The organism is Streptomyces sp. DS1-CR2, assembly GCF_055760475.1.
In genome coordinates this window covers 6,263,147-6,286,454 of sequence record NZ_CM147085.1, presented here as the reverse complement: position 1 = coordinate 6,286,454, position 23,308 = coordinate 6,263,147, and the positions used below count along the sequence as shown (strand labels likewise).

Sequence of the window (23,308 nt, the reverse complement as noted above, 5' to 3'; positions counted from 1 at the left end):
TTACTCGCACATGTCTTTCGAACCGCCGAAGCGGCTGGTCAACGCGCTCGGCGAGGTGCGGGACGACGGCGCGTCCGCGTGGCTGGCGAGGGTGCCGGAGATTCTTCAGGAGGCCGTGGAACGGCTTGAGTTGATGGTCGAGCGGGTGCATGTGCCGGGCGGGCGCAGCAGTCTCGTCGTCCTGGTGCGGCGGGCCGACGGAACACCCGCAGTCCTCAAACTGGCGCCGGAGCGCTTCCGCCCGGAGGCCGAGCACGCGGCTCTCACGCACTGGAACGGGTTCGGGGCGGTGCAACTCCTCGGCGATGGCGGTGACCTGCTCCTGGAACGGCTGCACCCCGAGGTGTCGGTGCGCTCGCTGCCCGAGGCGAAGGCGCTCCTCGAGGCGGCCGGCACGCTGCGCAGGCTGTGGGTGGAACCGCCGCCGTGGCGTTCCTGCGAGACGGTCGCCGACCGGACGGGCCGTCAGGCTGAGGCCATGCGCGCCACCGCCGCCGCGGAGCCGGATATCGTGCCGCTGGTCGACGCGGCGCTCACGGCGCGGGACGAGCTGCTCGTCGCGCCGCCTGAACTACGGCTGCTGCACGGGACGTTCCGGCAGAGCAAGGTGCTGGCCGGGGAGCGCACGCCGTGGCTCGCGGTCGGTCCCGACCCGGTGGTCGGCGAGTGCGCCTTCGACCTCGCTCGGCTCGTCAGGGACCGGGTGGAGGACCTGATCGCGTCGCCGTCCGGTGCGGCGACGACGCGGCGGCGCGTGAAAAGGCTCGCGGAGTCCCTCGATGTGGACCAGGAGCGGCTGCGCGGGTGGACGCTGTTCCGGGCGGTGGAGTCCGGCGTACGGGCACTGCGCGTGGGGCGTGAGCGGGATGCGGAGCTTTTGCTGGAATTCGCGGGGTGGCTGTAGCGGCCCGGCCGTAGGGGCGTTTCTTCTCCCCCAGCCCGCCCCTTCCCGAACTGGGGCTCCGCCCCAGACCCCGGTCCTCAATCGCCGGACGGGCTGAAGATTTCAGCCCGTCCGGCGATCTGATTACGCCGTGAGGCGCGCGATGGCCTCTTCGACCGTCACTTCCTCGCGCTCGCCCGTCTTGCGGTCCTTCAGTTCCACGATGCCCTCGGCCGAGCGACGGCCGGCGACGAGGATCTGCGGGACACCGATCAGTTCGGCGTCGGTGAACTTCACGCCCGGCGAGACACCGGCGCGGTCGTCGACCAGGACGCGGACACCGGCGGCGCCCAGCTTCTGGGAGACGTCGAGCGCCAGCTCCGTCTGGAGGGCCTTGCCGGCGGCGACCACGTGGACGTCGGCCGGGGCGATCTCCTTGGGCCAGCACAGGCCCTTGTCGTCCGCGGTCTGCTCGGCGAGGGCGGCCACGGCGCGGGAGACGCCGATGCCGTACGAGCCCATGGTCACGCGGACCGGCTTGCCCTGGTTGCCGAGGACGTCGAGCTGGAAGGCGTCGGCGTACTTGCGTCCGAGCTGGAAGATGTGGCCGATCTCGATGGCGCGGTCGAGGCGCAGGCCGGTGCCGCACTTGGGGCAGGGGTCGCCCGCCTCGACCACGACGACGTCGAGGTAGTCGTCGACCTCGAAGTCGCGGCCCGCGACGACGTTCTTCGCGTGCTTGCCGGGCTTGTTGGCGCCCGTGATCCACGCGGTGCCGGCGGCGATGCGCGGGTCGGCGATGTAGCGGACCTTCTCCAGTCCCTGCGGGCCCACGTAGCCGCGTACGAGGTCGTCGCGGCCCACGAAGTCCTCGGCCGTGACGAGCTCGACGACGGCCGGGGAGAGGTGCTCGCCGAGCTTGCCGAGGTCCACCTCGCGGTGGCCGGGCACGCCCACGGCGACGATCTCGCCGTCGACCTTGACGAGGAGGTTCTTCAGCGTCGCGGAGGCCTCGACGCCCAGGTGGGCGGCGAGGGTCTCGATGGTCGGGGTGTCGGGGGTGTCGAGCTCCTCGACAGCCGGGTGCTCGGCGCTCGCGGGGGCCGGGGCGGCGAAGGTGACGGCCTCGGTGTTGGCGGCGTAGTCGCAGGCCGGGCAGTCGACGAAGGTGTCCTCGCCGGCCGGGGCCGGGGCGAGGAACTCCTCGGAGGCCGAGCCGCCCATCGCGCCGGAGACGGCGGAGACGATGCGGTGGTCGAGGCCGAGGCGCTCGAAGATCTTGATGTACGCCTCGCGGTGCAGGGCGTACGACTCGGCCAGGCCCTCGTCGGTGGTGTCGAAGGAGTACGAGTCCTTCATGAGGAACTCGCGGCCGCGCAGGATGCCGGCGCGCGGGCGGGCCTCGTCGCGGTACTTCGCCTGGATCTGGTAGAGGATCACGGGCAGGTCCTTGTAGGACGAACACTGGTCCTTGACCAGCTGCGTGAAGATCTCCTCGTGGGTCGGGCCGAGGAGGTACTCCGCGCCCTTGCGGTCCTTGAGGCGGAACAGCTCGGGGCCGTACTCCTCCCAGCGTCCCGTCGCCTCGTAGGGCTCCTTGGGCAGCAGGGCCGGGAGCAGGACCTCCTGGCCGCCCATGTCGTCCATCTCCTCGCGGACCACGCGGGCGACGTTCTCGAGGACCTTCTTGCCCAGCGGCAGCCAGGACCAGATGCCGGCGGCCGTGCGGCGCACGTACCCGGCCCGGACGAGCAGCTTGTGGTTGAGCGTCTCGGCGTCGGCCGGGTCGTCACGCAGTGTCTTGACCATCAACTTGGACATGCGCTGGACCTGGGCCATGATTTTGACTCCTGCTGCGAAAGATAGGGATGCCCAGGAGGTTAGCCGGGTCCGTCCCGCGCCCGGAAATCGGCTGCCTTCAGCGACGCAGCGGAAGCGGTGCGCCCATGACCGCGTAGGGCCGGGGAGCGCTGGGGAAGAGCACCTGCCGGGCGAGGTCCTCGTAGCCGAGCGAGCGGTACAGGCCGCGGGCCGGGCTGTCGTAGTCGATGGCGGACAGGATCGACCTGGGCTCGGCGGCTCTGTCCGTGATGGTCGTGATGAGGGACCGTCCGATCCCGCGGTTCTGGTAGCGCGGGTGGACGTGCAACTCGGTGATCACGAAGGAGTCGTCGAGCCACCAGTCCAGCGCGCGCGGGCGCAGATAGGGCTCCACCACCGTGGACCACCAGTGGGCCCGGTCGTTCGGCATGCCGTACACGAACCCGACGAGGCGGCCGCCGGGGGTGTAGGCGCCGAGGGCGCGCGCTCCGGGATAGGTGATGTGCCGCAGCACGATCTGGCGGCGCACGGCGATCTCGTCGTCGCTCAGGCCGAAGGCGTACGCCTGCACGGCCAGTGCCTCGTCCACGTGTTCCGCGAGGTCGAGAGGCCCGATGGTGACGACATCGTCCTGGGTCATGACGGGGAGACTACAGGGCCGTCCGGCGGCGCTCAGCTGATCAAACGGGCAGCCTGGGAACGCTGTCGAGCAGCCGCCGCGTGTAGGGGTGTTCGGGCGATCCGAGCACGTCACGGGTCTGGCCCTGCTCGACGACGCGTCCGCGTTCGAGTACGGCGGTCCGTTCGCACAGGGCGGCCACCACAGACAGGTCGTGGGAGACCATGACGATGGTCAGGCCCCGCTCCTGCTTGAGCTCGCCGAGCAGGTCGACGACCTTGACGCGGGTGGTGACGTCGAGCGCGCTGACGGGTTCGTCGGCGAGCAGGACACGTGGGTCGCACACGGTGGCCCGGGCGATGGCGATGCGCTGGCGCTGGCCGCCGGAGAACTCGTGCGGGTAGCGCGACGCCGCGTCCGCCGGGAGTCCGACCTGTTCGAGGGCCTCGGCGACCTTCGCGTGCACGGCGGCGCCGGTGGCCACGCCGAGCGAGCGCAGCGGCTCCGCGACGATGCGGCTGACGCGCTGGCGCGGGTCGAGGGAGGCGTACGGGTCCTGGAAGACGCACTGCACGGAGCGTCGGAAGCGCCGCATCTGCGCCCGGTCGCCGAGCCGCAGCGGGTCCCCGTCGAAGCGGACGGTTCCGGTGGTGGGTCGGGCGAGGCCGAGGAGCAGCCGGAGCAGGGTCGTCTTGCCGGCCCCGGACTCGCCGACGAGCGCGAGGCTGTGGCCCGCGTCGACGGTGAGGGAGACGTCCTCGACGACGGGCGCCGCGGCCCCCCGGTAGGTGTGTCCGACCGAGTCGAGTTCGAGTACGGCGGTCATCGGGGCTCTCCCAGGTCCAGGGCGGATTCGAGCTTCCGCGCGCTGTCGACGAGCGCCTTCGTGTACGCCCGCTGTGGCGCGCGCACCAGGTCGCGTACCGTCCCGTCCTCGACGGCGCGCCCGTCCTTCATCACGAGGACGCGGTCGGTGACGCGTGAGACGACGGCCAGGTCGTGGCTGACGAAGAGGACGGCCATGCCGCGCTCGCCGACGAGGGTGTCGAGCAGGACGAGCATCTCGGACTGCACGGTGACGTCGAGGGCTGTGGTCGGCTCGTCGGCGATGAGCAGGTCAGGGTCGCAGGCGAGCGCCATGGCGAGGGCCACGCGCTGGCGCTGGCCGCCGGAGATCTCGTGCGGGAACGCGCGGGCGATGCGCCCGGGTTCGGGCAGCCTGACCTGTTCGAGGGCTTCGGCGACGGCCTTGCGGAGCGCGTCGCCCTTGAGGCCGCGGCGGCGGCGCAGCGGTTCGGCGAGCTGTCTGCCCACGCGCATCAGCGGGTCGAGCGCGGTCAGCGGCTCCTGGAAGACGATCGCGGCGGCGCTGCCGCGGACGCCGACGAGCCGCTTCTCGCTCGCGCCGACGATCTGGGTGCCGTCGAGTTCGACGCTGCCCGTGGCGGTCATCCCGTCGGGGAGCAGGCCGAGCACGGCGAGGGTGGTGAGTGACTTGCCGGACCCTGACTCGCCGATGAGGCCGAGCCGTTCGCCCCGGTCGACGGAGAAGCTGAGGCCGGAGACGAGGTCGCGGCCGTCGCCGGTGCGGATGGTGAGGTCGCGTACCTCGAGCAGGCTCATGCCGCTGTCCTCCTGCGCCGGGCCGGGTCGAAGGTGTCGCGCAGGCCGTCGGCGACGAGGTTGACGCCGATGACGAGCAGGACGAGGAGGATGCCGGGGGCGAGCGCGCCCGCCGGGGCCGTCGTGAACGTCGCCTGGGCCTCCTGGAGCATGCGTCCCCATGAGGCGTTGGGCGGCGGGGCGCCGAGGCCGAGGTAGGACAGGCTCGCCTCGGCGAGGACGGCGAGGCCGAACTGGAGCGCCAGGTTGACCACGAGCGTCGGCCAGATGTTGGGCAGCACGTGCGCGCCGACGATCCGCGGCCAGGAGGTGCCGGAGGTGCGGGACGCGGTGATGTAGTCCTGCGCGAGGACCCGTTTGACCAGGATCCGGGTCAGCCGCGCGACGATCGCGCTCTGCGCGATTCCGATCGCGAGGACGGCCGAGGTGAGGGTCGCCGAGCGGGCGGAGACGATCAGCATGGCGAGCAGCAGCGTCGGGAACGCGATGAGGATGTCGAGCAGGGCCGAGACGGTGTCGTCGAACCAGCCCTGCGCGAACGCCGCTATGAGGCCGAGCGTGATGCCGACGACGGCCGCGATCAGGACGGACCCGAGCCCGGCCGCGATCGCGATCCTGGACCCGGTCATGAGCTGCGTCAGCAGGTCGCGGCCGAGCTTGTCGGTGCCGATCAGGTGTCCGTCGCCCGGCCCGGCGAGCCGTCCGCCGGAGGTGTCCGAGGGGTCGTACGGCAGCCAGAAGAGGGAGACGAGCGCCATGAGGGCGATGAGTCCGGCGAGGACGCACCCCGTCCACAGGGTTGCGGAACGCTTCATCGGGCGCCTCCCGAGAGCCGGTTGCGCAGCCGTGGGTCGATGATCCGCTGCACGAGGTCGGCGGCGAAGCCGATGAGCAGCACGGCGAGGGTGGAGACGAACAGGACGCCCTGGATGACGGGGTAGTCGTGCTGGGCGATGCCGGTGGCGAGCAGGGAGCCGAGTCCCGGCAGCGCGAACACGGACTCGACGACGACCGCGCCGAGCAGGGTCGACGCCAGTTCGATGCCGAGGATCGAGATGACCGGTACGGAGGCGTTGCGCAGTCCGTGGCGCCACATGGCCCCTCCGAAGGAGGAGCCGAGGGCGCGCGAGGTGCGCAGGAAGTCGCTGTCGAGGACGTCGAGCGTCGCCGATCTGACGTAGCGGATCAGGGACGCCGACATGACCAGGGCGATGGTGACGACGGGGAGCACGAGGGAGCGGATCGCCTGTGCGGGGTCGGACCAGCCGTCCGGCGGGAAGCCGCCGGACGGCAGCCAGCCCGCGTTGAGCGCGAACACGGCGATGAGGATCATGCCGAGCCAGAACACCGGGACGGCGATGCCCAGTTGGGACACTGCGCTGAGCAGGGCGCCGTACCAGGTCCGGCGCTTGTACGCGGCGGCGAAGCCGGCCGGGACCGCGATCAGCACGGCGAGCGCGAACGCGGACAGGGTCAGCGGCACGGTGACGCTCAGGCGCTGGGTGACCTCGGGTCCGACGGGCAGCGAGCTGACGAAGGACGTGCCGAGGTCGCCGGTCACTAGCCGGCCCATCCACTGGGTGAACTGCTCGGGCAGCGGCTTGTCGGAGCCTATGGAGTGCCGCGCCGCCGCGATCTGCTCCGGCGAGGCGCCCACGGAGGTGAGCGCGTTCGCCGGGTCGCCGGGCAGCATCCTCAGAAGCACGAAAAGGACGACGCTCGCGAGGGCCAGGGAGACGACGAGGAAGGCGAGGCGGCGCAGCAGATAGCCGGTCATCAGCCCTTCTTGATGTCGTACGCGAAGAACTGCGAGTTCAGGCCGTTGACCGGGTAGCCGGACAGCTTGCTGCTCGCCACCACGATCTGCGGGTACAGGTACAGCCAGTCGCTGGCGGCGTCCTCGGCGGTCTTGCGGTTGACCTTCTTGAGGAGGTCGGTCTGCTGCTGGGTCGACGACGCCTTCTCGGCGTCCTCGACCCACTTGGTGACCTGCTTGTCGTCGTAGCCCCAGTAGAAGTCGGGGTTGCCGTACCAGACGACGTCACGGTCGTTCACGTGCTCCTGGAGCGTGGCCGAGAAGTCGTGGTTCTTGTAGACCTTCGTGTACCACTCGTCGGGCGTGATCGTGTTGATCTTGACGGTGATGCCGACCTTGGCGAGCTGCGACTTGATGAAGGTGGCGGCCGTCGGGTGCGGGTCGTAGTTCGGGGTGTCCAGCGTGAAGCTGAAGCCCTTCGCGTAACCGGCCTCCTTGAGCAGCTTCTTGGCCTCGGCCGGGTCGTAGGCGTTGACCTTGGTCAGGTCCTCGTACCAGGGGTCGGTGGGCGGCACCATCGACCCGATCTCCTTGCCGTAGCCGCCCCAGACGGACTCGAGGAGCTTCTTGTCGTCGATCGCGGACGAGACGGCTCTGCGGACCTTGACGTCCGTGAAGGGCTTGGCCTTGTCGTTGAAGGCGAGCAGGAGCTTGGTCGTCGAGTCGCCGTCGTTGACCTTGTAGTTCTGGTTGGACTTGAACTGGTCGAGGGCGTCGGGCGACTGCTCGCTGGTGACGACGTCCACGGCGTTCGTCAGAAGCGCGTTGTTCAGCGCGGTCGCGTCCTTGTAGTAGTGGAGGACGACCTGCTTGTTCGTGGCGGCGGTGCCCCAGTAGCCGGGGAAACGGTCGAGGCTGAGCGCGGAACCGCGCGTCCACTTGCCGAGCTTGTACGGGCCCGTGCCGTCCTCGGCCGTCTTCAGGTTCTTGGCCTGGTCGTTGATGATCCAGACGTAGGACAGGTTGTAGACGAAGGAGATCGACTTCTGCTTCAGCGTGACCTTCACGGTCTTCGCGTCGGGGGTGTCGACCGACTTGATGACCTCAAGGTTGCTCTTGCGCGCGGACTGCGAGTCCGGCGCGATCACCTTCTCCAGGCTGTACTTGACGTCCTTGCTGGTCAGCGCCTTGCCACTGTGGAACTTCACGCCGTCGCGCAGGGTGAAGGTGTAGGTGAGCCCGTCGCCGGAGACCTTGTAGTCCTTGGCGAGGAGGTTCTCGACCTTGCCGTCGTCGGTGAGCTTGAACAGGCCCTCGTAGACATTGCCGTTGAGCGCCTCGGTGACGCCCTGGCCGCCGCCCCCGGTGTTGTCCAGGTTCTGCGGCTCGTACAGGGAGCCGATGTTGACCGTGGCGTTCTTGTCGTACGCGCCGTTGCCGCCGCTGCTGTTGTTGTCGCCGGAGCCACCGCACGCGGCGAGCGTCACGGCGAGGGCGACGGTGAGCACACCGGCGGACAGGGGCTTCTTGGGGAGGTTCATGGGGGCTGCCTTCGTGCGGGCGCGGAGAGGGGGCGCGGGGAGGAGAGCGCGGGGATCAGTGCTGGTCGGCGAAGCCGTCGCGGAAGACCGGAAGCTTCTCGCCCGCCTCTACGGGCAGGTGGAAGCGGTTCTGCCGCGGCGGCATCGGACAGTTGTACTGATCGGAGAACCCGCAGGGCGGGACGAACGCTCGGTTGAAGTCGAGCCGCACCCGCCCCTCACCGGTGTGCTCGACGAAGAGGAACCGGCCCGCGCCGTAGGTGGCCGTCCCGTTGGTCGGGTCGCCGAAGACGAGCAGCAGGGTGCCGTCGTCGTCGAAGGCGCTGAGCGTGTAGTCGGTGCCGTCGACGGTGAGCGCGATGTCGCCGGGGACGGCGAGATCGCGGGTGCCGCCGTTGTCCCGGATGTGCTCGAAGGCGACCCGGCGGGCGTCCTCGACGGGGGTGTACGTGGCGTCCAGGACCCAGGCCGGGTCGAACGGGAAGGCGTCGGTGCGCTCGAAGTTCCGGATCGCGGGGGACTCGGCGTCCCAGAAGCGCAGCGCGTATTCGGGCTCGCCGGTCGCCAGGTCGGTGCGCTCGACGGTCGTGACGGTCACACCGTCGCGCTGTCCGGCGCGGGCCGCCGTGAGGTCGGGGCGCTCACCCGCGGGCAACCAACGGGTCTCGACGAGGGCGAGGTTCCCGGTGGGGCCGGTGACGGAGCGGTGCCGCCCGGCACGCCACGCCTCCCAGGCCTGGGAGGGGTCACTGGCACGGTCGGGCATGGCGGCACTCATTCGCGTAGAAACTCATCAGCGTCCACGCCGGTGTGCACACGGAGGTTGCTCACACTGGGTGAAGCTTGAACCAAAGGAGCTTCTTTATCTTCCATAAGGAGCGCTAATGTCAAATGGCGCCAGAAATGTGAGACAGGTGCCACAGGAAGCACGCCGATGCGTCAGAACAGGACGCTCATGAACGCGCCGACTTCCTCGAATCCCACCCGGCGGTACGCGGCCCGCGCCGGGGTGTTGAAGTCGTTCACGTACAGGCTGACCAGCGGCGCGATATCCGCGAGCGCATAGCGCAGGACGGCCGCCATGCCGGGGGCGGCGAGGCCGCGGCCGCGGTGTTCGGGGGCGATCCACACGCCCTGGATCTGGCAGGCCCGCGACGTCACGGCGCCGATCTCGGCCTTGAAGATCACCTTGCCGTGCTCGTCGAGCCGGGCGAACGAGCGCCCGGAGCCGACCAGCTCGGCCACCCGCGCCTGATACAGCAGGCCCCCGTCACCGGCCAGCGGAGAGACGCCGACCTCCTCCGTGAACATCGCCACGCACGCCGGCATGATCGTCTCCATCTCGCCCTTGCGGACGCGGCGGACGTACGGATCGGGGGCGATGTCGTCCGGGAGCCGGTCGGTGACCATGAGGGGCTGCTGGGCGCGTACGTCCCTGGCCGGGCCCCAGTTCGGTTCGAGCAGCCGCCACAGCTGGGCGGTGGGCTCGGCCGGGCCGACTATGGAGGAGCAGCGGCGCCCGGCCCGGCGGGCCCGGTCGGCGAACCCGCGCACGGCCCTCGGGGTGGCACAGATCGGGACCAGGTTCGCGCCCGCGTAACAGAGGGACTCGAGCATCCCGTCCTCGTACCAGCCCCACATCTCGCCGCCCAAGCGCCACGGGTCGAGGCCCGCGACCTGGACGCGGGACGCGACGAAGGCATTGGCAACCGGCTCGCGGTCGAGCACGGCGAGCGCGGCGTCGAGGTCACTCGGTTCGAGGACCCGGGTGGTGGTCTGAGTCAACACGTGCGGGGGCCTCACCATCCGGTCTGCTGGTCTCCGCACCATACCTGCCGGAATTGTGCGGCGCCTCTGCCTCTGCGGCGGCGGCTGTTTCAGGGGGCCTGCCTGCGGCGGCCTCGCGCTTTCTCGTCTGCCCGGTGCTGTTGTCGGGCGGCTGCGGGTGATGTGTGATTGCTCGCGCAGTTCCCCGCGCCCCTCAGGTAGGGGCGCGGGGAACTGCGCGATCAGCCCCGACGGCGCCGCATCCCCACAACGACAAGGCCCGTCGTCCCCGAAGGGGCGGCGGGCCTCGAGGTCATGACAGGGGTCAGCCGGCGACGGCCACCGTGGGCTCGCCGGAGGCGACGCCGTCCTTCTCCATCTGCTCCGCGATCTTCAGCGCCTCTTCGATGAGGGTCTCGACGATCTTCGACTCGGGGACGGTCTTGATGACCTCGCCCTTCACGAAGATCTGGCCCTTGCCGTTGCCGGAGGCGACGCCGAGGTCGGCCTCGCGGGCCTCGCCCGGTCCGTTCACCACGCAGCCCATGACGGCGACGCGCAGCGGGACCTCCATGCCGTCGAGGCCCGCGGTGACCTCTTCGGCGAGCTTGTAGACGTCGACCTGGGCGCGGCCGCAGGACGGGCAGGAGACGATCTCCAGGCGGCGCGGCTTGAGGCCCAGCGACTCCAGGATCTGGTTGCCCACCTTGATCTCCTCGACCGGCGGGGCCGAGAGGGAGACGCGGATGGTGTCGCCGATGCCCTCGGAGAGCAGCGCGCCGAACGCGACGGCGGACTTGATGGTGCCCTGGAAGGCCGGGCCCGCCTCGGTGACGCCGAGGTGCAGCGGGTAGTCGCACTGGGCGGCGAGCTGGCGGTAGGCGTTCACCATCACGACCGGGTCGTTGTGCTTGACCGAGATCTTGATGTCGCGGAAGCCGTGCTCCTCGAAGAGAGACGCCTCCCACAGGGCGGACTCGACGAGCGCCTCGGGGGTGGCCTTGCCGTACTTCTTCAGGAGCCGGGCGTCGAGCGAGCCCGCGTTCACGCCGATGCGGATCGGGGTGCCGTGGTCCTTGGCCGCCTGCGCGATCTCCTTGACCTTGTCGTCGAACTGCTTGATGTTGCCCGGGTTCACCCGGACCGCGGCGCAGCCCGCCTCGATGGCGGCGAAGACGTACTTCGGCTGGAAGTGGATGTCCGCGATGACCGGGATCTGTGACTTCCTCGCGATCGTCGCGAGCGCGTCCGCATCGTCCTGCGTGGGACACGCCACCCGCACGATCTGGCAGCCGGACGCGGTGAGCTCGGCGATCTGCTGCAGCGTGGCGCCGATGTCGGACGTACGGGTCGTCGTCATGGACTGCACCGACACCGGTGCGTCTCCGCCGACCGCCACGGTGCCGACCTGGATCTGCCGGCTCCTGCGGCGCTCGGCGAGCTTGGTCGGAACGGACGGCATGCCGAGAGAAATCGCAGTCATCTGCTGTGCAACCCCAAGGTGTGGAATCGAGACCCGAGAAGAAGACACGGATCGGGGTCCCGTGGTGAGCGGGCTCCAGGCTTCGAGATTACGGCACCGGCCCGGCGCCGAGCACATCACGTCCGGAAGTCCACCCAAAGGCAGGCGGCCGGGCACAGAGCATGCCCGGCCGCCCTCCCGTCTCCCGCCACCGCCCTGCTCGACGCATTGCACGCGGCCCCGTTTATCTCTGAACAGTCGGTAACTACGTGATTTTGACGGGGTTGACGACGTCCGCGATCAGTACGAGGACGGTGAAGCAGACGAAGATTCCGGCCACGACGTAGGCGACCGGCATCAGCTTCGCCACATCGAACGGGCCGGGGTCGGGCCGCTTGAAGACCTTCGCCACATTCCGTCGCAGCGACTCCCACAGGGCGCCGGCGATATGCCCGCCGTCCAGGGGCAGCAGCGGCAGCATGTTGAAGAGGAACAGCGACAGGTTGAACCCGGCGACGAGCATCAGGGCCATACCGAGCTGCTGGGTCGCCGGGATGTCCAGGTTGAAGATCTCCCCGCCGACGCGGGCCGCGCCGACCACACCCATCGGCGAGTCCGGCTCACGCGGGCCGTCCCCGAAGGCGGCGTCCCACAGTGCCGGGATCTTGCCGGGCAGGGCGGCGAGCGAGTTCACGGCGTCGCCGACCCGGTCTCCCATCCAGGTCACGGAGTCGCCGAAGTCCTGGCGCACGACACCGGTCGAGGCGCTGAAGCCGAGGAATCCGGCGTTGATGTACTCGCCCTGGACGATCTGGCCGCTGCCGTCCTTCTTCGCCACCTGGTTGGTGGCGATCTTGGCATGCAGGACCTTCTCCTGGCCGTCGCGCCGGACGACGATGTCGACCGTCCTGCCGGGGTTGGCGCGGATTTCGTCGGAGAGGGTGTTCCACTTGTCGGTCTTCACGCCGTTGAACGAGACGATCTTGTCCTTGGCCCGCAGTCCGGCCGCGGCGGCCGGGGAGGCGGGGTCGGACTTCTTGCATGTGTCGCGGTTCTCACTCTGCTTGACCACGCACTGCTGGACCGAGCTGACCGTGGTGGTCTGCTGCGTGATGCCGAAGCCCATCAGGACGGTGAAGAACAGGCCGACCGCGAGGATCAGGTTCATGAAGGGGCCCGCGAACATCACGATGACCCTCTTCCACGGCTTGCGCGTGTAGAAGAGGCGTGTCTCGTCGCCGGGCTGGAGCTCCTCGAAGGCCGCCGCCCGGGCGTCCTCGACCATGCTGCGGAACGGGGAGGTGGAGCGGGACTGGATCTTCCCGTCCGGGCCGGGCGGGAACATGCCGATCATGCGGATGTAGCCGCCCAGCGGGATCGCCTTGACGCCGTACTCCGTATCGCCCTTCCTGCGCGACCAGACGGTCGGGCCGAAGCCGACCATGTACTGCGGCACGCGGATCTTGAAGAGCTTCGCGGTCGAGAGATGCCCCAGCTCGTGCCAGGCGATCGAGACGAGCAGTCCGATCGCGAAGACGACTATGCCGAGGATCATCATCAGGGTCGTCATGCACGAGCCTCCGCGGTCGATGTCGCCTGTGCCGTCAGTTCACGGGTCCGGGCGCGTGCCCAGGTCTCCGCTTCGAGGACGTCCGCGACGGTCAGGGACGTTCCCGCCGCTGCCGAAGGCGCGCCGTGTTCCCCGACGACCTTCGTAACGGTGTCCATGATGCCGTTGAACGGCAGCGCGCCGTTCAGGAACGCGTCCACGCACTCCTCGTTTGCGGCATTGAACACTGCCGGGGCCGTCCCCGCGAGCTTGCCCACGTGCCGGGCGAGCCCGACCGAGGGGAAGGCCTCGGTGTCGAGGGGGAAGAACTCCCAGCTCGACGCCTTCGTCCAGTCGAACGCGGGCGCCGCGTCGGGGATCCGCTCGGGCCAGCCCAGGCCGATGGCGATGGGTCCGCGCATGTCGGGCGGCGTGGCCTGGGCGAGGGTGGAGCCGTCCGTGAACTCGACCATGGAGTGCACGTACGACTGCGGGTGCACGACGACCTCGATCCGCTCGAACGGGATGTCGTAGAGGAGATGCGCCTCGATCACCTCCAGGCCCTTGTTGACGAGGGTCGCGGAGTTGACGGTGATGACCGGGCCCATCGCCCAGGTCGGGTGCGCGAGCGCGTCCTCGGGTGTGACGTGTGCGAGGTCCGCCTTCGTCCGTCCCCGGAAGGGGCCGCCGGACGCGGTGACGACGAGCTTGCGGATGTCCGCGCGCTTGCCCGCCGCGAGGGCCTGGAAGAGCGCCGCGTGCTCGGAGTCGACCGGGATGATCTGGCCCGGCTTCGCGAGCGCCTTGACGAGGGGGCCGCCGACGATGAGCGACTCCTTGTTGGCGAGGGCGAGGGTGCGCCCGGCCTCCAGAGCAGCGAGCGTCGGGGCGAGGCCGATGGATCCGGTGATGCCGTTGAGCACCGTGTGGCAGGGGGAGGCGGCGAGCTGGGTGGCCGCGTCGGGTCCGGCAAGGATCTCGGGGAGCGGCTCGCCGTCGGCGTACTGCGCGCTCAGGGCCTCGCGCAGGGCGGGCACGACGTCCTCGCGGGCGACCGCGACGGTCCGTACGCGCAGCTGCCTGGCCTGTTCGGCGAGCAGGCCGACCCGGCCGCCCGCGGCGGACAGCGCCGTGACCGTGAAGCGGTCGGGGTTGCGCAGCACCAGGTCGATGGCCTGGGTGCCGATCGAGCCCGTGGAGCCGAGGATGACGACGTCCCGCGGGCCGTCCGTGCCGACGGGGTCGTAGACGAGGTGCGGGTCCGCGAGGGGGGATGCGCTGTCGCTCATGCCCCCCATTGTGGCGTGGCCTCCGGGTGCCTCGGACAGCGCGTCCCCCGGCGGTTCGTCATCGCCTGCGCCGGCGGCGGCCCTTCGCTCAGGCGGACGGCCGCGGGGAGGGTCCGGGCGGCTCCGCGTCGCGCGGTGCGTCCTCGTCGGGGACGGTGTTGAAGTCGCCTTCCTGTTGGCCCCCGGCGGTGTCCAGGGTGGGCGCGCTGAAGTGGAGACGGTCGGGGCGCCGGGCCGCGTCGAGGGCGTCGGAGGGCGGCGCGTCGGCAGTGGTGGCGAGGTTGAAGACGTAGCCGACCGACTCCTCCTTGATGGCGTCCATCATGGCCGTGAACAGGTCGAACCCCTCGCGTTCGTACTCGAAGATCGGCTCGCGGCCCAGGGTGTAGCGCAGGCCGATGCCGTCGCGGAGGTAGTCCATCTCGTAGAGGTGTTCGCGCCATTTGCGGTCGAGGACGGCGAGGACGACGAGTCGTTCCAGGTCGCGCAGGGCGTCGGCCCCGAGCTCGCTCTCGCGCTCCTCGTAGCGGGCGTGGATGTCCTCGGTGACGGCCTCGACGAGGAGGCCGGCGGTCAGCTCGGCGCGCCCGCCGGCCGCCTCGTCGAGCTCGTCGGCGGTGACGCCGCACGGGTAGAGCTCGCGGAAGGCGGCCCAGAGCACGTCGAGGTCCCACTCCTCCGGGTAGCCCTCGGCGGTCTCATGGGTGATGTACGCCTCGACGGTGTCGTCCATGAAGCGGAGGATCTGGGCGCGCAGGTCCTCGCCCTCCAGGACGCGGCGGCGTTCGCGGTAGATGAGGGTGCGCTGCCGGTTGAGCACCTCGTCGAACTTGAGGACGTCCTTGCGGGACTCGAAGTGCTGCTGCTCGACCTGGGACTGGGCGGAGGCGATGGCGCGGGTGACCATCTTGTTCTCGATGGGCACGGACGCGGGGACGTTCGCCATGGCCATGACCCGGTCGACGGCCTGGGCGCGGAACAGGCGCATCAGGTCGTCCTCAAGGGACAGGTAGAAGCGGGACGCCCCGGGGTCGCCCTGGCGTCCCGAGCGGCCACGCAGCTGGTTGTCGATGCGCCGGGACTCGTGCCGTTCGGTGCCGAGGACGTAGAGCCCGCCGAGCTCCTTCACCTCGTCGTGCTCGGCGGCGGCGGACGTGGTGACGCGCTCCTCGACGGCGCGGCGCCGGTCGGGGTCGTCGTCCTCGGCGGGGCCGCGTTCTTCCAGTGCGGCGGCGGTCATCGCCTCGGGGTTGCCGCCGAGCATGATGTCGGTGCCGCGGCCCGCCATGTTCGTCGCGACGGTGACGGCGCCCTTGCGGCCCGCCTGGGCGACGATCTGGGCCTCGCGGCGGTGGTTCTTGGCGTTGAGGACCTCGTGCCGGATGCCGTGCCTGCGGAGCTGTTCGGACAGGAGCTCGGACTTCTCCACGGAGGTGGTGCCTACGAGGACGGGCTGGCCGGCGGCGTGCCTCTCGGCGATGTCCTCGACGATCGCGTCGAACTTGGCGCTCTCGGTGCGGTAGATCAGGTCGGGGTCGTCGCGGCGGATCATCGGCCGGTTGGTGGCGATGGGCACGACGTGCAGCTTGTAGATCTGGTGGAACTCGGCGGCCTCGGTCATGGCGGTGCCGGTCATGCCGCCGAGCTTGGTGTAGAGGCGGAAGAAGTTCTGCAGGGTGATCGTGGCAAGCGTCTGGTTCTCCTCCTTGATGTCCACCCCTTCCTTGGCCTCGATGGCCTGGTGGAGGCCCTCGTTGTAGCGGCGGCCCGCGAGGATGCGGCCGGTGTGCTCGTCGACGATGAGGACCTCGCCGTCGATGACGACGTAGTCCTTGTCGTTCCTGAAGTGCTCCTTGGCCTTGAGCGCGTTGTTCAGGTGCCCGATGAGCGGGGTGTGGGCCGCCTCGTAGAAGTTCTCGATGCCGAGCTGGTCCTCCAGGTAGGCGACCCCACGGTCCAGGATCGCCACGGTCCGCTTCTTCAGGTCGTACTCGTAGTCGTACGTGGCCCGCAGCTCGGCGAGCCGGTCCTTGTCGGCCTGGGTGGTGAAATGCTCGTCCTGGACCGGGACGCCCTTCATGTTCCGGACCAGTCCCGCGAAGACGCGGTACCAATGGGTGGGCTGCTCGGCCGGGCCGGAGATGATCAGCGGCGTGCGGGCCTCGTCGATGAGGATCGAGTCCGCCTCGTCGACGATCGCGAAGTGGTGGCCGCGCTGCACCAGTTCGTCCTTCGACCAGGCCATGTTGTCGCGCAGGTAGTCGAAGCCGAACTCGGTGTTGGTGCCGTACGTGATGTCGCAGGCGTACGCGGCGCGCCGTTCGGCCGGGTCCATGTCGGTCCTGACGACGCCGACGGTGAGGCCCATGAACCGGTAGGCCCGGCCCATCCAGGCGGCGTCGCGCTCGGCCAGGTAGTCGTTGACGGTGACGAGGTGGACGCCTTTCCCGGCCAGCGCGTTGAGATAGACGGGCAGGGTCGCGGCCAGGGTCTTGCCCTCGCCGGTCTGCATCTCGGCGATGTTGCCGAGGTGGAGGGCGGCGCCGCCCATCAGCTGTACGTCGAAGTGGCGCATGCCGAGCGTGCGGCGCGCGGCCTCGCGGATCGCGGCGAAGGCCTCGGGCATCAGGTCGTCGAGGTTCTCACCCTCGGTGAGGCGCTGCCGGAACTCGGCCGTGAGGGCCTGGAGCTCGGCGTCGGTGAGCGCGACGAAGTCTTCCTCGACCGAGTTGATCTGGTCGGCGACGCGCTGGAGCTTGTGCAGGATCCTGCCTTCGCCTGCGCGCATGATCCTGGAGGTGATGCGGTCGAATCCGGTACCCGGCACAGGAGCCTCCCCCCTGTACCTAATGTCCGCCTCGTCGCCCTTTGAGGCAAGGAGGCGGGCCCGTTCACTGTCCGGTCATGGACCGGACGTAATGACTGAGGTTGGCGCTGAGGACGCCGCGCACGTAGAGGATCGCTCCGGCCATCCCGATGGGGAGCGAGAGCGCGAGGACTGCGAAGATCATCGGCCAGGGCTCCAGGACGCAGGTGTTGGAGATGCCGTCGTCGTAGCTCCTGCGGATCTCCTCGAAGAGGAGCGGGTCGTCGCAGCCGGCGCCGTGTCCGCCGCCGGACGCGAGGAGGGCGCCCGGCGGCAGCAGGAGCCGGGCCAGGACGTACAGCCACAGCAGCGCGGCGAGGACGAGCAGCCGGAAGCCGCGGGTGCGCATCTTCAGCGCGTGGTCGCGGAACCGTCGTTCCAGGTCGTTGCGGTACTTGCGCTCGTCGCGCATGGCTGCCATCTCCCCCGGGGCCTGTGGGACTTGCGGTGAGCAAGATACCCGCGGGCCCCGGGGCGCGGTTCAGCGGATGGGGCGGCGGACGTTCTCCCGCTTCGAGGGGCCGGGGGTCGCGTCCGCGATCCACGCGCCGTCGCCGCTGGGGTCGATGACGCCCTCCTCCAGCCAGGTGTAGGAACCGCCGAGGACGCCCTTGGTGACCTTGCGGTCCAGTTCGTCGGTGTTGTGCCACAGGCGCCCGAAGAGTTCGTCGACGCGGACGCGGGACTGGCTGCAGAACACGTCGGCGAGCTGGTAGGCCTCGCGGCCGTGTTCGCCGCTGCCGCGCAGGTGCTCGGCCCGTACGCAGGCCGCGCTCATCGCGAAGAGTTCGGCGCCGATGTCGACGATCCGGCCGAGGAAACCCTGCTTGGTCTCCATCTTTCCCTGCCAGCGCGACATGGCGTAGAAGGTGGAGCGGGCCAGCTTGCGCGCCGAGCGCTCCGCGTAGCGCAGATGGCCGGAGAGGTCGGCGTGGCCCGCGGGGTGGAACTCGCTGAAGGAATTGGGGAGTTGGCCGGGTCCGGCGACGAGCTTCGGCAGCCAGCGCGCGTAGAAGCCGCCGGCCTTCGCGCCCGCCTTCGCCTTGTCGGACAGGGACTTGTCGGGGTCGATCAGGTCACCGGCGACGGACAGGTGCGCGTCCACGGCCTCGCGGGCGATGAGGAGGTGCATGATCTCCGTCGAGCCCTCGAAGATGCGGTTGATGCGCAGATCGCGCAGGAGCTGCTCGGCGGGGACGGCGCGTTCGCCGCGCGCGGCGAGGGACTCGGCGGTCTCGAAGCCGCGGCCGCCGCGGATCTGGACCAGCTCGTCCGCCATCAGACAGCCCATCTCGGAGCCGAAGAGCTTGGCGAGGGCGGCCTCGATGCGGATGTCGTTGCGGTCCTCGTCGGCCATCTGCGAGGACAGGTCGACGACGGCTTCGAGCGCGAAGGTCGTCGCCGCGATGAACGAGATCTTCTGGCCGACCGCCTCGTGGAACGCGACCGGCTTGCCCCACTGCTCGCGGGCGCCCGACCACTCTCGCGCGATCTTCAGGCACCACTTGCCCGCGCCCACGCACATCGCGGGCAGCGAGAGCCGGCCCGTATTGAGGGTGGTGAGGGCGATCTTGAGGCCGGCGCCCTCGGGGCCGATGCGGTTCGCGGCCGGGACCCTGACCTGGTGGAAGCGGGTCACGCCGTTCTCCAGGCCGCGCAGGCCCATGAAGGCGTTGCGGTTCTCGACCGTGATCCCTTCGGAGTCGGCCTCCACGACGAAGGCCGTGATGCCGCCCTTGCGCCCCTCCGCCTTCGGCACCCGCGCCATGACGACGAGCAGATCGGCGACGACGCCGTTCGTCGTCCACAGCTTCACGCCGTCGAGGATGTACGAGTCCCCGTCGGGCACCGCGGTCGTGGCGAGGCGCGCCGGGTCCGAGCCGACGTCGGGTTCGGTCAGCAGGAACGCGGTGATGTCGGTGCTGGCGCAGCGCGGCAGGAAGGTGTCCTTCTGCTCCTGCGTCCCGAAGATCTTCAGCGGCTGCGGCACACCGATGGACTGGTGGGCCGACAGGAGGGCGCCGATCGCGGGGTTCACGGAGCCGACCAGGGCGAGGGCTTTGTTGTAGTAGACCTGCGTGAGGCCGAGGCCGCCGTACTTGGTGTCGATCTTCATACCGAGGGCGCCGAGCTCCTTGAGCCCGTTGATCACCTCGTCGGGGATCTGCGCCTCGCGCTCGATGCGGGCCGGGTCGATGCGTGTCTCGCAGAAGTCGCGCAACTTGGCGAGGAACTCCTCGCCGCGCCGGACGTCCTCGCCCGCCGGCTGGGGATGCGGGTGGATCAGGTCCAGCCTGAAGCGCCCGAGGAAGAGCTCCTTGGCGAAGCTCGGCTTGCGCCAGCCCTGTTCGCGCGCGGCCTCGGCGACCTGCCGGGCCTCGCGTTCCGATACGGATGGCTGCTGGGAAGTTGGGGCCGCCATGGGGGCTCACCTCGACGCGAGTAGGGGCCGTTCGGCATCGGCTTACCGACGGGTGCTACTCGGTCGTATGTACCCGAAAACCGGCAACCCGACCACCCCTCGCGCACCGATCGGGTCGCCCGTACCGGCATTCGGGGGACAAGGGTCCACCGGGCCTGCCGTCAAATGGCGAGCCCAAAAACGCGGAGGGCCGGAGCCCCCGCACAGTGGGCTCCGGCCGTCCATGGCCGGCGTACGGATCAGGCGTACGCCGGGGTCTTGCTGGTCCTGGACAGGCCCTTAGAGGGCGAGGCCCGTCAGGACGAGAACGCGCTCGTACGTGTAGTCGTCCATCGCGTAGCGCACGCCCTCGCGGCCCACGCCGGACTGCTTGGCGCCGCCGTACGGCATCTGGTCCGCGCGGTAGGACGGGACGTCGCCGATGACCACGCCGCCGACCTCGAGGGCGCGGTGGGCGCGGAAGGCGGTCTGCAGGTCGTGCGTGAACACGCCCGCCTGGAGGCCGTACTTGGAGTCGTTGACCGCGGCGAAGGCCTCGGCCTCGCCGTCGACCTTCTTGACCGTGAGGACCGGTCCGAAGACCTCCTCGCAGGAGATCGTCACGTCGGCCGGCACGTCGGCGAGGACGGTCGGGGCGTACGTGGCGCCCTCGCGCTTGCCGCCCGCGAGCAGCGAGGCGCCCGCGGCGACGGCCTCGTCGACCCAGGACTCCACGCGCTTGGCGGCGTCCTCACTGACCAGCGGGCCGACGTCGGTGGCGTCGTCCGCGGGGTCACCGGTGACCTGCGCCTCGACGGCCGCGACGATCTTCGGCAGGAGCCGCTCGTACAGGGAGGCGTCGGCGATGACGCGCTGCACCGAGATGCAGGACTGGCCGCCCTGGTAGTTGGAGAAGGTGGCGATACGGGTCGCCGCCCAGTCCAGGTCCTCGTCCGAGGCCCAGTCGCCGAGGACGACGGCCGCGCCGTTGCCGCCGAGCTCCAGCGTGCAGTGCTTGCGCGGCACGCTGTCCATGATCGCGTAGCCGACGGGGCCCGAGCCGGTGAAGGAGATGACCGGCAGGCGCTCGTCCTGGACCAGGGCGGGCATGCGGTCGTTCGGGACCGTGAGGACGGACCAGGAGCCGGCCGGGAGGTCGGTCTCGGCGAGCAGCTCGCCGAGGATCAGCGAGGAGATCGGCGTGGCCGGGGCCGGCTTCAGGATGATCGGGGCGCCGACGGCGATGGCCGGTGCGACCTTGTGGGCGCTGAGGTTCAGCGGGAAGTTGAACGGCGCGATGCCGAGGACCACGCCGTGCGGAATGCGGCGGGTCAGGGCGAGCCGGCCGGTGCCGCCCGCGTCGGTGTCGAGGCGCTGGGCCTCGCCGCCGTTGAAGCGGCGGGCCTCTTCGGCGGAGAAGCGGAAGACGGAGACGGCACGGCCGACCTCGCCGCGCGCCCACTTGATGGGCTTGCCGTTCTCGGCGGAGATCAGCTGGGCGATCTCCTCGGTGCGCTCGGTCAGCCGGTCGGCCACGTGGTTGAGGGCCTTGGCCCGTACGTGGGCGGGGGTGGCGGCGAACTCGTCGCGGACGGCGTACGCGGCGGCGACGGCCTCCTCGACCTGCGCGTCCGTGGGCACGCTGACCTTGCCGACCAGCCGACCGTCGTAGGAGTTGGTGACGTCGAAGGTGGCGTCACCGGTGGCCTCGCGGCCCGCGAGCCAGAAGGCGTGAGTGGCGGTCATAGTCGGTCCCGGCCCTTCCGCAGTGGGTGTGTACTGGGGTCTTTCCGGACCAACGGTAGGCGGGCGAGGGCGGAGCCGTGTTTGTCCGACGTGTCGGAGTCCGCGAGCGCGGCGCGCCGCTTTGGCAGAGGCGGGCACGGGTTCGCTCCTGAAGGGCGGGCCCGGCGGGCCTATTCGCCGCCCGCGCCCGTCGCCTTGAGGGCCAGCCACAGCTCCATGCGCACGTCCGGATCGTCCAGCGAGCGGCCGAGGATCTCCTCGACGCGCCGCATCCGGTAACGCAGGGTGTGCCGGTGTACACCGAGGTCGGCGGCGGCCGCGTCCCACTGGCCGTGCCGCGAGAGCCAGGCGCGCAGCGACGCCACGAGGTCGCCGCGGCCGGTCGCGTCGTGGTCCTTCAGGGCCCGCAGGAGACCGTCGGCGAAGGCGCGAACTGCGTCGTCGGCGAGCAGCGGCACGACGGAGCCCGCCGCGACCTCCTCGTGCTCGACGAGGGCGCGCCCGCGCCGCCGGGCGACGGAGAGGGCCTGTTCGGCCTGCTTGTAGGCGGTCGCGGCGGCGATCGGCCCGGCCGGTGCGGACAGGCCCACCACGAGTTCGTCGTCCTCGCCCGCGCCGCCCTGCTCGCGCTGCGTCAGGCGGGCTGCCTCCAGGGCCTCGGCGTACTGGGTGCAGGCGCCCGTCGCGGCGCCGCCGTCGGCGGCGAGCAGCACGAGCCGGTCTCCGTCGGGCACCACGAGGACGGCCTCCCCGGAGCGGGCCGCGGCGGCCTCCACGACGTCGGCGAGCCCGGTGAGCGGGTCCCCGGAGGCGGCGACGGCCGCCGCCCCCGTGCCCGGCGCGGGCCGCTCCGGCTTGTCGGGGGCCACGCGCGCGTGCCCGTCGGCGTGCGCGCGGCCCGCCGACGCGGACGCGACCTCGGCGACGATCATCCGGAAGGGCGCGTCGAGCAGCACTCCGTACAGGTCACCGGCGACGGTCCTGGCGTGCTCGGGCTCCCCCGCGAGCAGCATCCGCAGGACCGCCGCGCCGATGCGCTGCTCGGCCGCGTGCAGCGAGCGGGAGCGCTCGGTGGTGAGGGTGAGCAGGGCGATGGCGGAGTGCAGCGCGTAACGCTCGGCGGTGCCGAGGGCCGCGGCGGTGCCCACGGCGAGGGCGGCGCGGGGCCTGCGTCCGGTGCCGAGGGAGTGCAGTTCTACGCGGTCCTCGTCGCCGCCGCCCGGCTGCTCGCTGCCGCCGACGACGGCGCTGGCCGGGGCGGGCCGCTCACGCAGCCGCTCGACGTCGCCGACCAGCCGAGCCGCCCGGCGCCCGGCCCACTCCGGCGCGGCGGCGACCACGGCGCCCGAGGCGTCGTACAGCGCGGCCCAGCCGTCGACCTGGCCGGCGAGCGCGCCGAGCAGCCCCTCGGGCCCGCCGCTCAGCGCCTGCTTCGTCAGCTCGCGCTGGGCGGCGAACCCGGCAGTGACGGCGCGGTACTGGTCGGCGGCGATGGCGGCGGAGACGGCCTTGCTGATGGCGATGAAGGGGGTGCGGCGCGGCACTTCGAGGAGCGGGAACTCCTCCTCCCGCGCCGCGTCGACGAGGGCCTGCGGGACGGCGTCGTAGTTGACGCCGACGGCGAAGCCGAGCCCGACGACTCCGGCGCCCGCGAGCCGCTTCAGATAGCGGCGCATCGTCTCCGGGTCCTCCGCGTCCAGCTTGAGCGCGGTGAACAGGAGCAGCTCGCCCCCCTCCATGTACGGCACGGGGTCGGCGAGCTCACTGACGTGGGCCCAGCGCACGGCGGTGTCCAGCCGTTCCTCCCCGGCGCGCACGGTCAGCTTGAGCGCGGAGTGATGGACGAGGGAGGCGAGCGTGGGCGGCATGAGGCCTTCAGGTGTGCGACAGATGATGCTCGGGTGAGGGGTGGATCCTGTGGAACTTTTGGCCGGTACGTATGAACGACCGGTGTCGATTCTGCCTCACCGTACGTACGTCTGCGG

At 70.5% G+C, this 23,308-nt stretch carries 18 protein-coding genes; 1 reads left to right on the top strand and 17 read right to left on the bottom strand.

The annotated features are described in order from the left end of the window. The first annotated feature begins 10 nt into the window (after positions 1 to 10). On the top strand, positions 11 to 904 hold the full coding sequence (locus ACY0PA_RS29950) for an aminoglycoside phosphotransferase family protein (protein ID WP_473080632.1): 894 nt from the start codon (positions 11 to 13) through the stop codon (positions 902 to 904). 123 nt (positions 905 to 1,027) lie between these two features. Here the strand turns inward: ACY0PA_RS29950 and ACY0PA_RS29945 are convergent, their stop codons facing one another. The 17 genes from ACY0PA_RS29945 to ACY0PA_RS29865 all read right to left on the bottom strand — a co-directional run bounded on the left by ACY0PA_RS29945 (position 1,028) and on the right by ACY0PA_RS29865 (position 23,191). Further along, complete coding sequence (locus tag ACY0PA_RS29945) at positions 1,028 to 2,722, bottom strand: proline--tRNA ligase (protein WP_473080631.1); 1,695 nt, start codon at positions 2,720 to 2,722, stop codon at positions 1,028 to 1,030. A 79-nt stretch (positions 2,723 to 2,801) separates the two neighbouring features. Continuing rightward, positions 2,802 to 3,344 carry a GNAT family N-acetyltransferase gene (locus ACY0PA_RS29940; RefSeq protein WP_473080630.1) on the bottom strand — a complete coding sequence of 181 codons (543 nt, stop codon included), beginning with the start codon at positions 3,342 to 3,344 and terminating at the stop codon, positions 2,802 to 2,804. A 40-nt stretch (positions 3,345 to 3,384) separates the two neighbouring features. Further along, positions 3,385 to 4,149 (bottom strand): ABC transporter ATP-binding protein, encoded by a 765-nt coding sequence (locus ACY0PA_RS29935; RefSeq protein ID WP_473080629.1) that lies wholly within the window; start codon positions 4,147 to 4,149, stop codon positions 3,385 to 3,387. Continuing rightward, positions 4,146 to 4,946, bottom strand: a complete 801-nt coding sequence (locus ACY0PA_RS29930) for an ATP-binding cassette domain-containing protein (RefSeq protein ID WP_473080628.1) — start codon at positions 4,944 to 4,946, stop codon at positions 4,146 to 4,148. The genes ACY0PA_RS29935 and ACY0PA_RS29930 overlap by 4 nt, the downstream gene beginning before the upstream one ends. Then, complete coding sequence (locus tag ACY0PA_RS29925; RefSeq protein ID WP_473080627.1) at positions 4,943 to 5,761, bottom strand: ABC transporter permease; 819 nt, start codon at positions 5,759 to 5,761, stop codon at positions 4,943 to 4,945. Before ACY0PA_RS29925 ends, ACY0PA_RS29930 begins: the two co-directional genes overlap by 4 nt. Continuing rightward, on the bottom strand, positions 5,758 to 6,723 hold the full coding sequence (locus ACY0PA_RS29920) for an ABC transporter permease (protein WP_473080626.1): 966 nt from the start codon (positions 6,721 to 6,723) through the stop codon (positions 5,758 to 5,760). The genes ACY0PA_RS29925 and ACY0PA_RS29920 overlap by 4 nt, the downstream gene beginning before the upstream one ends. Further along, a complete protein-coding gene (locus ACY0PA_RS29915) occupies positions 6,723 to 8,243 on the bottom strand; it encodes an ABC transporter substrate-binding protein (RefSeq protein WP_473080625.1) in 1,521 nt (506 codons plus the stop codon). Before ACY0PA_RS29915 ends, ACY0PA_RS29920 begins: the two co-directional genes overlap by 1 nt. Positions 8,244 to 8,298: 55 nt before the next feature. Beyond that, positions 8,299 to 9,021 carry a DUF1684 domain-containing protein gene (locus ACY0PA_RS29910; RefSeq protein ID WP_473080624.1) on the bottom strand — a complete coding sequence of 241 codons (723 nt, stop codon included), beginning with the start codon at positions 9,019 to 9,021 and terminating at the stop codon, positions 8,299 to 8,301. 161 nt (positions 9,022 to 9,182) lie between these two features. Beyond that, entirely contained in the window at positions 9,183 to 10,031 is an 849-nt protein-coding gene (locus tag ACY0PA_RS29905) for a GNAT family N-acetyltransferase (protein WP_473080623.1), read from the bottom strand. Positions 10,032 to 10,335: 304 nt separating this feature from the next. Beyond that, positions 10,336 to 11,493: a flavodoxin-dependent (E)-4-hydroxy-3-methylbut-2-enyl-diphosphate synthase gene (gene ispG, locus ACY0PA_RS29900; RefSeq protein ID WP_473080622.1), complete on the bottom strand. Its 1,158-nt coding sequence runs from the start codon at positions 11,491 to 11,493 to the stop codon at positions 10,336 to 10,338. Between the two features lie 244 nt (positions 11,494 to 11,737). Continuing rightward, positions 11,738 to 13,030, bottom strand: a complete 1,293-nt coding sequence (locus tag ACY0PA_RS29895; RefSeq protein WP_473086475.1) for a M50 family metallopeptidase — start codon at positions 13,028 to 13,030, stop codon at positions 11,738 to 11,740. 8 nt (positions 13,031 to 13,038) lie between these two features. Beyond that, a complete protein-coding gene (gene dxr, locus ACY0PA_RS29890; RefSeq protein ID WP_473080621.1) occupies positions 13,039 to 14,310 on the bottom strand; it encodes a 1-deoxy-D-xylulose-5-phosphate reductoisomerase in 1,272 nt (423 codons plus the stop codon). An 88-nt stretch (positions 14,311 to 14,398) separates the two neighbouring features. Continuing rightward, positions 14,399 to 17,098 carry a preprotein translocase subunit SecA gene (gene secA, locus ACY0PA_RS29885; RefSeq protein WP_473086474.1) on the bottom strand — a complete coding sequence of 900 codons (2,700 nt, stop codon included), beginning with the start codon at positions 17,096 to 17,098 and terminating at the stop codon, positions 14,399 to 14,401. Positions 17,099 to 17,201: 103 nt separating this feature from the next. Further along, positions 17,202 to 17,588, bottom strand: coding sequence for a hypothetical protein (locus ACY0PA_RS29880; protein WP_473080620.1), 387 nt, complete (start codon positions 17,586 to 17,588; stop codon positions 17,202 to 17,204). Positions 17,589 to 17,657: 69 nt separating this feature from the next. Then, on the bottom strand, positions 17,658 to 19,598 hold the full coding sequence (locus ACY0PA_RS29875; RefSeq protein WP_473080619.1) for an acyl-CoA dehydrogenase family protein: 1,941 nt from the start codon (positions 19,596 to 19,598) through the stop codon (positions 17,658 to 17,660). 279 nt (positions 19,599 to 19,877) lie between these two features. Then, positions 19,878 to 21,323, bottom strand: coding sequence for an aldehyde dehydrogenase family protein (locus ACY0PA_RS29870; protein WP_100595112.1), 1,446 nt, complete (start codon positions 21,321 to 21,323; stop codon positions 19,878 to 19,880). Between the two features lie 170 nt (positions 21,324 to 21,493). Continuing rightward, positions 21,494 to 23,191: a PucR family transcriptional regulator gene (locus ACY0PA_RS29865; protein WP_473080618.1), complete on the bottom strand. Its 1,698-nt coding sequence runs from the start codon at positions 23,189 to 23,191 to the stop codon at positions 21,494 to 21,496. Positions 23,192 to 23,308: the final 117 nt, after the last annotated feature.

Excerpts from the sequence above, each read along its gene's own strand:
- ACY0PA_RS29950 (WP_473080632.1), top strand. The coding sequence starts at position 11 with ATGTCTTTCGAACCGCCGAAGCGGCTGGTCAACGCGCTCGGCGAGGTG.
- ACY0PA_RS29945 (WP_473080631.1), bottom strand. The coding sequence starts at position 2,722 with ATGGCCCAGGTCCAGCGCATGTCCAAGTTGATGGTCAAGACACTGCGT.
- ACY0PA_RS29940 (WP_473080630.1), bottom strand. The coding sequence starts at position 3,344 with ATGACCCAGGACGATGTCGTCACCATCGGGCCTCTCGACCTCGCGGAA.
- ACY0PA_RS29935 (WP_473080629.1), bottom strand. The coding sequence starts at position 4,149 with ATGACCGCCGTACTCGAACTCGACTCGGTCGGACACACCTACCGGGGG.
- ACY0PA_RS29930 (WP_473080628.1), bottom strand. The coding sequence starts at position 4,946 with ATGAGCCTGCTCGAGGTACGCGACCTCACCATCCGCACCGGCGACGGC.
- ACY0PA_RS29925 (WP_473080627.1), bottom strand. The coding sequence starts at position 5,761 with ATGAAGCGTTCCGCAACCCTGTGGACGGGGTGCGTCCTCGCCGGACTC.
- ACY0PA_RS29920 (WP_473080626.1), bottom strand. The coding sequence starts at position 6,723 with ATGACCGGCTATCTGCTGCGCCGCCTCGCCTTCCTCGTCGTCTCCCTG.
- ACY0PA_RS29915 (WP_473080625.1), bottom strand. The coding sequence starts at position 8,243 with ATGAACCTCCCCAAGAAGCCCCTGTCCGCCGGTGTGCTCACCGTCGCC.
- ACY0PA_RS29910 (WP_473080624.1), bottom strand. The coding sequence starts at position 9,021 with ATGAGTGCCGCCATGCCCGACCGTGCCAGTGACCCCTCCCAGGCCTGG.
- ispG (WP_473080622.1), bottom strand. The coding sequence starts at position 11,493 with ATGACTGCGATTTCTCTCGGCATGCCGTCCGTTCCGACCAAGCTCGCC.
- ACY0PA_RS29895 (WP_473086475.1), bottom strand. The coding sequence starts at position 13,030 with ATGATGATCCTCGGCATAGTCGTCTTCGCGATCGGACTGCTCGTCTCG.
- dxr (WP_473080621.1), bottom strand. The coding sequence starts at position 14,310 with ATGAGCGACAGCGCATCCCCCCTCGCGGACCCGCACCTCGTCTACGAC.
- secA (WP_473086474.1), bottom strand. The coding sequence starts at position 17,098 with ATGCGCGCAGGCGAAGGCAGGATCCTGCACAAGCTCCAGCGCGTCGCC.
- ACY0PA_RS29880 (WP_473080620.1), bottom strand. The coding sequence starts at position 17,588 with ATGCGCGACGAGCGCAAGTACCGCAACGACCTGGAACGACGGTTCCGC.
- ACY0PA_RS29875 (WP_473080619.1), bottom strand. The coding sequence starts at position 19,598 with ATGGCGGCCCCAACTTCCCAGCAGCCATCCGTATCGGAACGCGAGGCC.
- ACY0PA_RS29870 (WP_100595112.1), bottom strand. The coding sequence starts at position 21,323 with ATGACCGCCACTCACGCCTTCTGGCTCGCGGGCCGCGAGGCCACCGGT.
- ACY0PA_RS29865 (WP_473080618.1), bottom strand. The coding sequence starts at position 23,191 with ATGCCGCCCACGCTCGCCTCCCTCGTCCATCACTCCGCGCTCAAGCTG.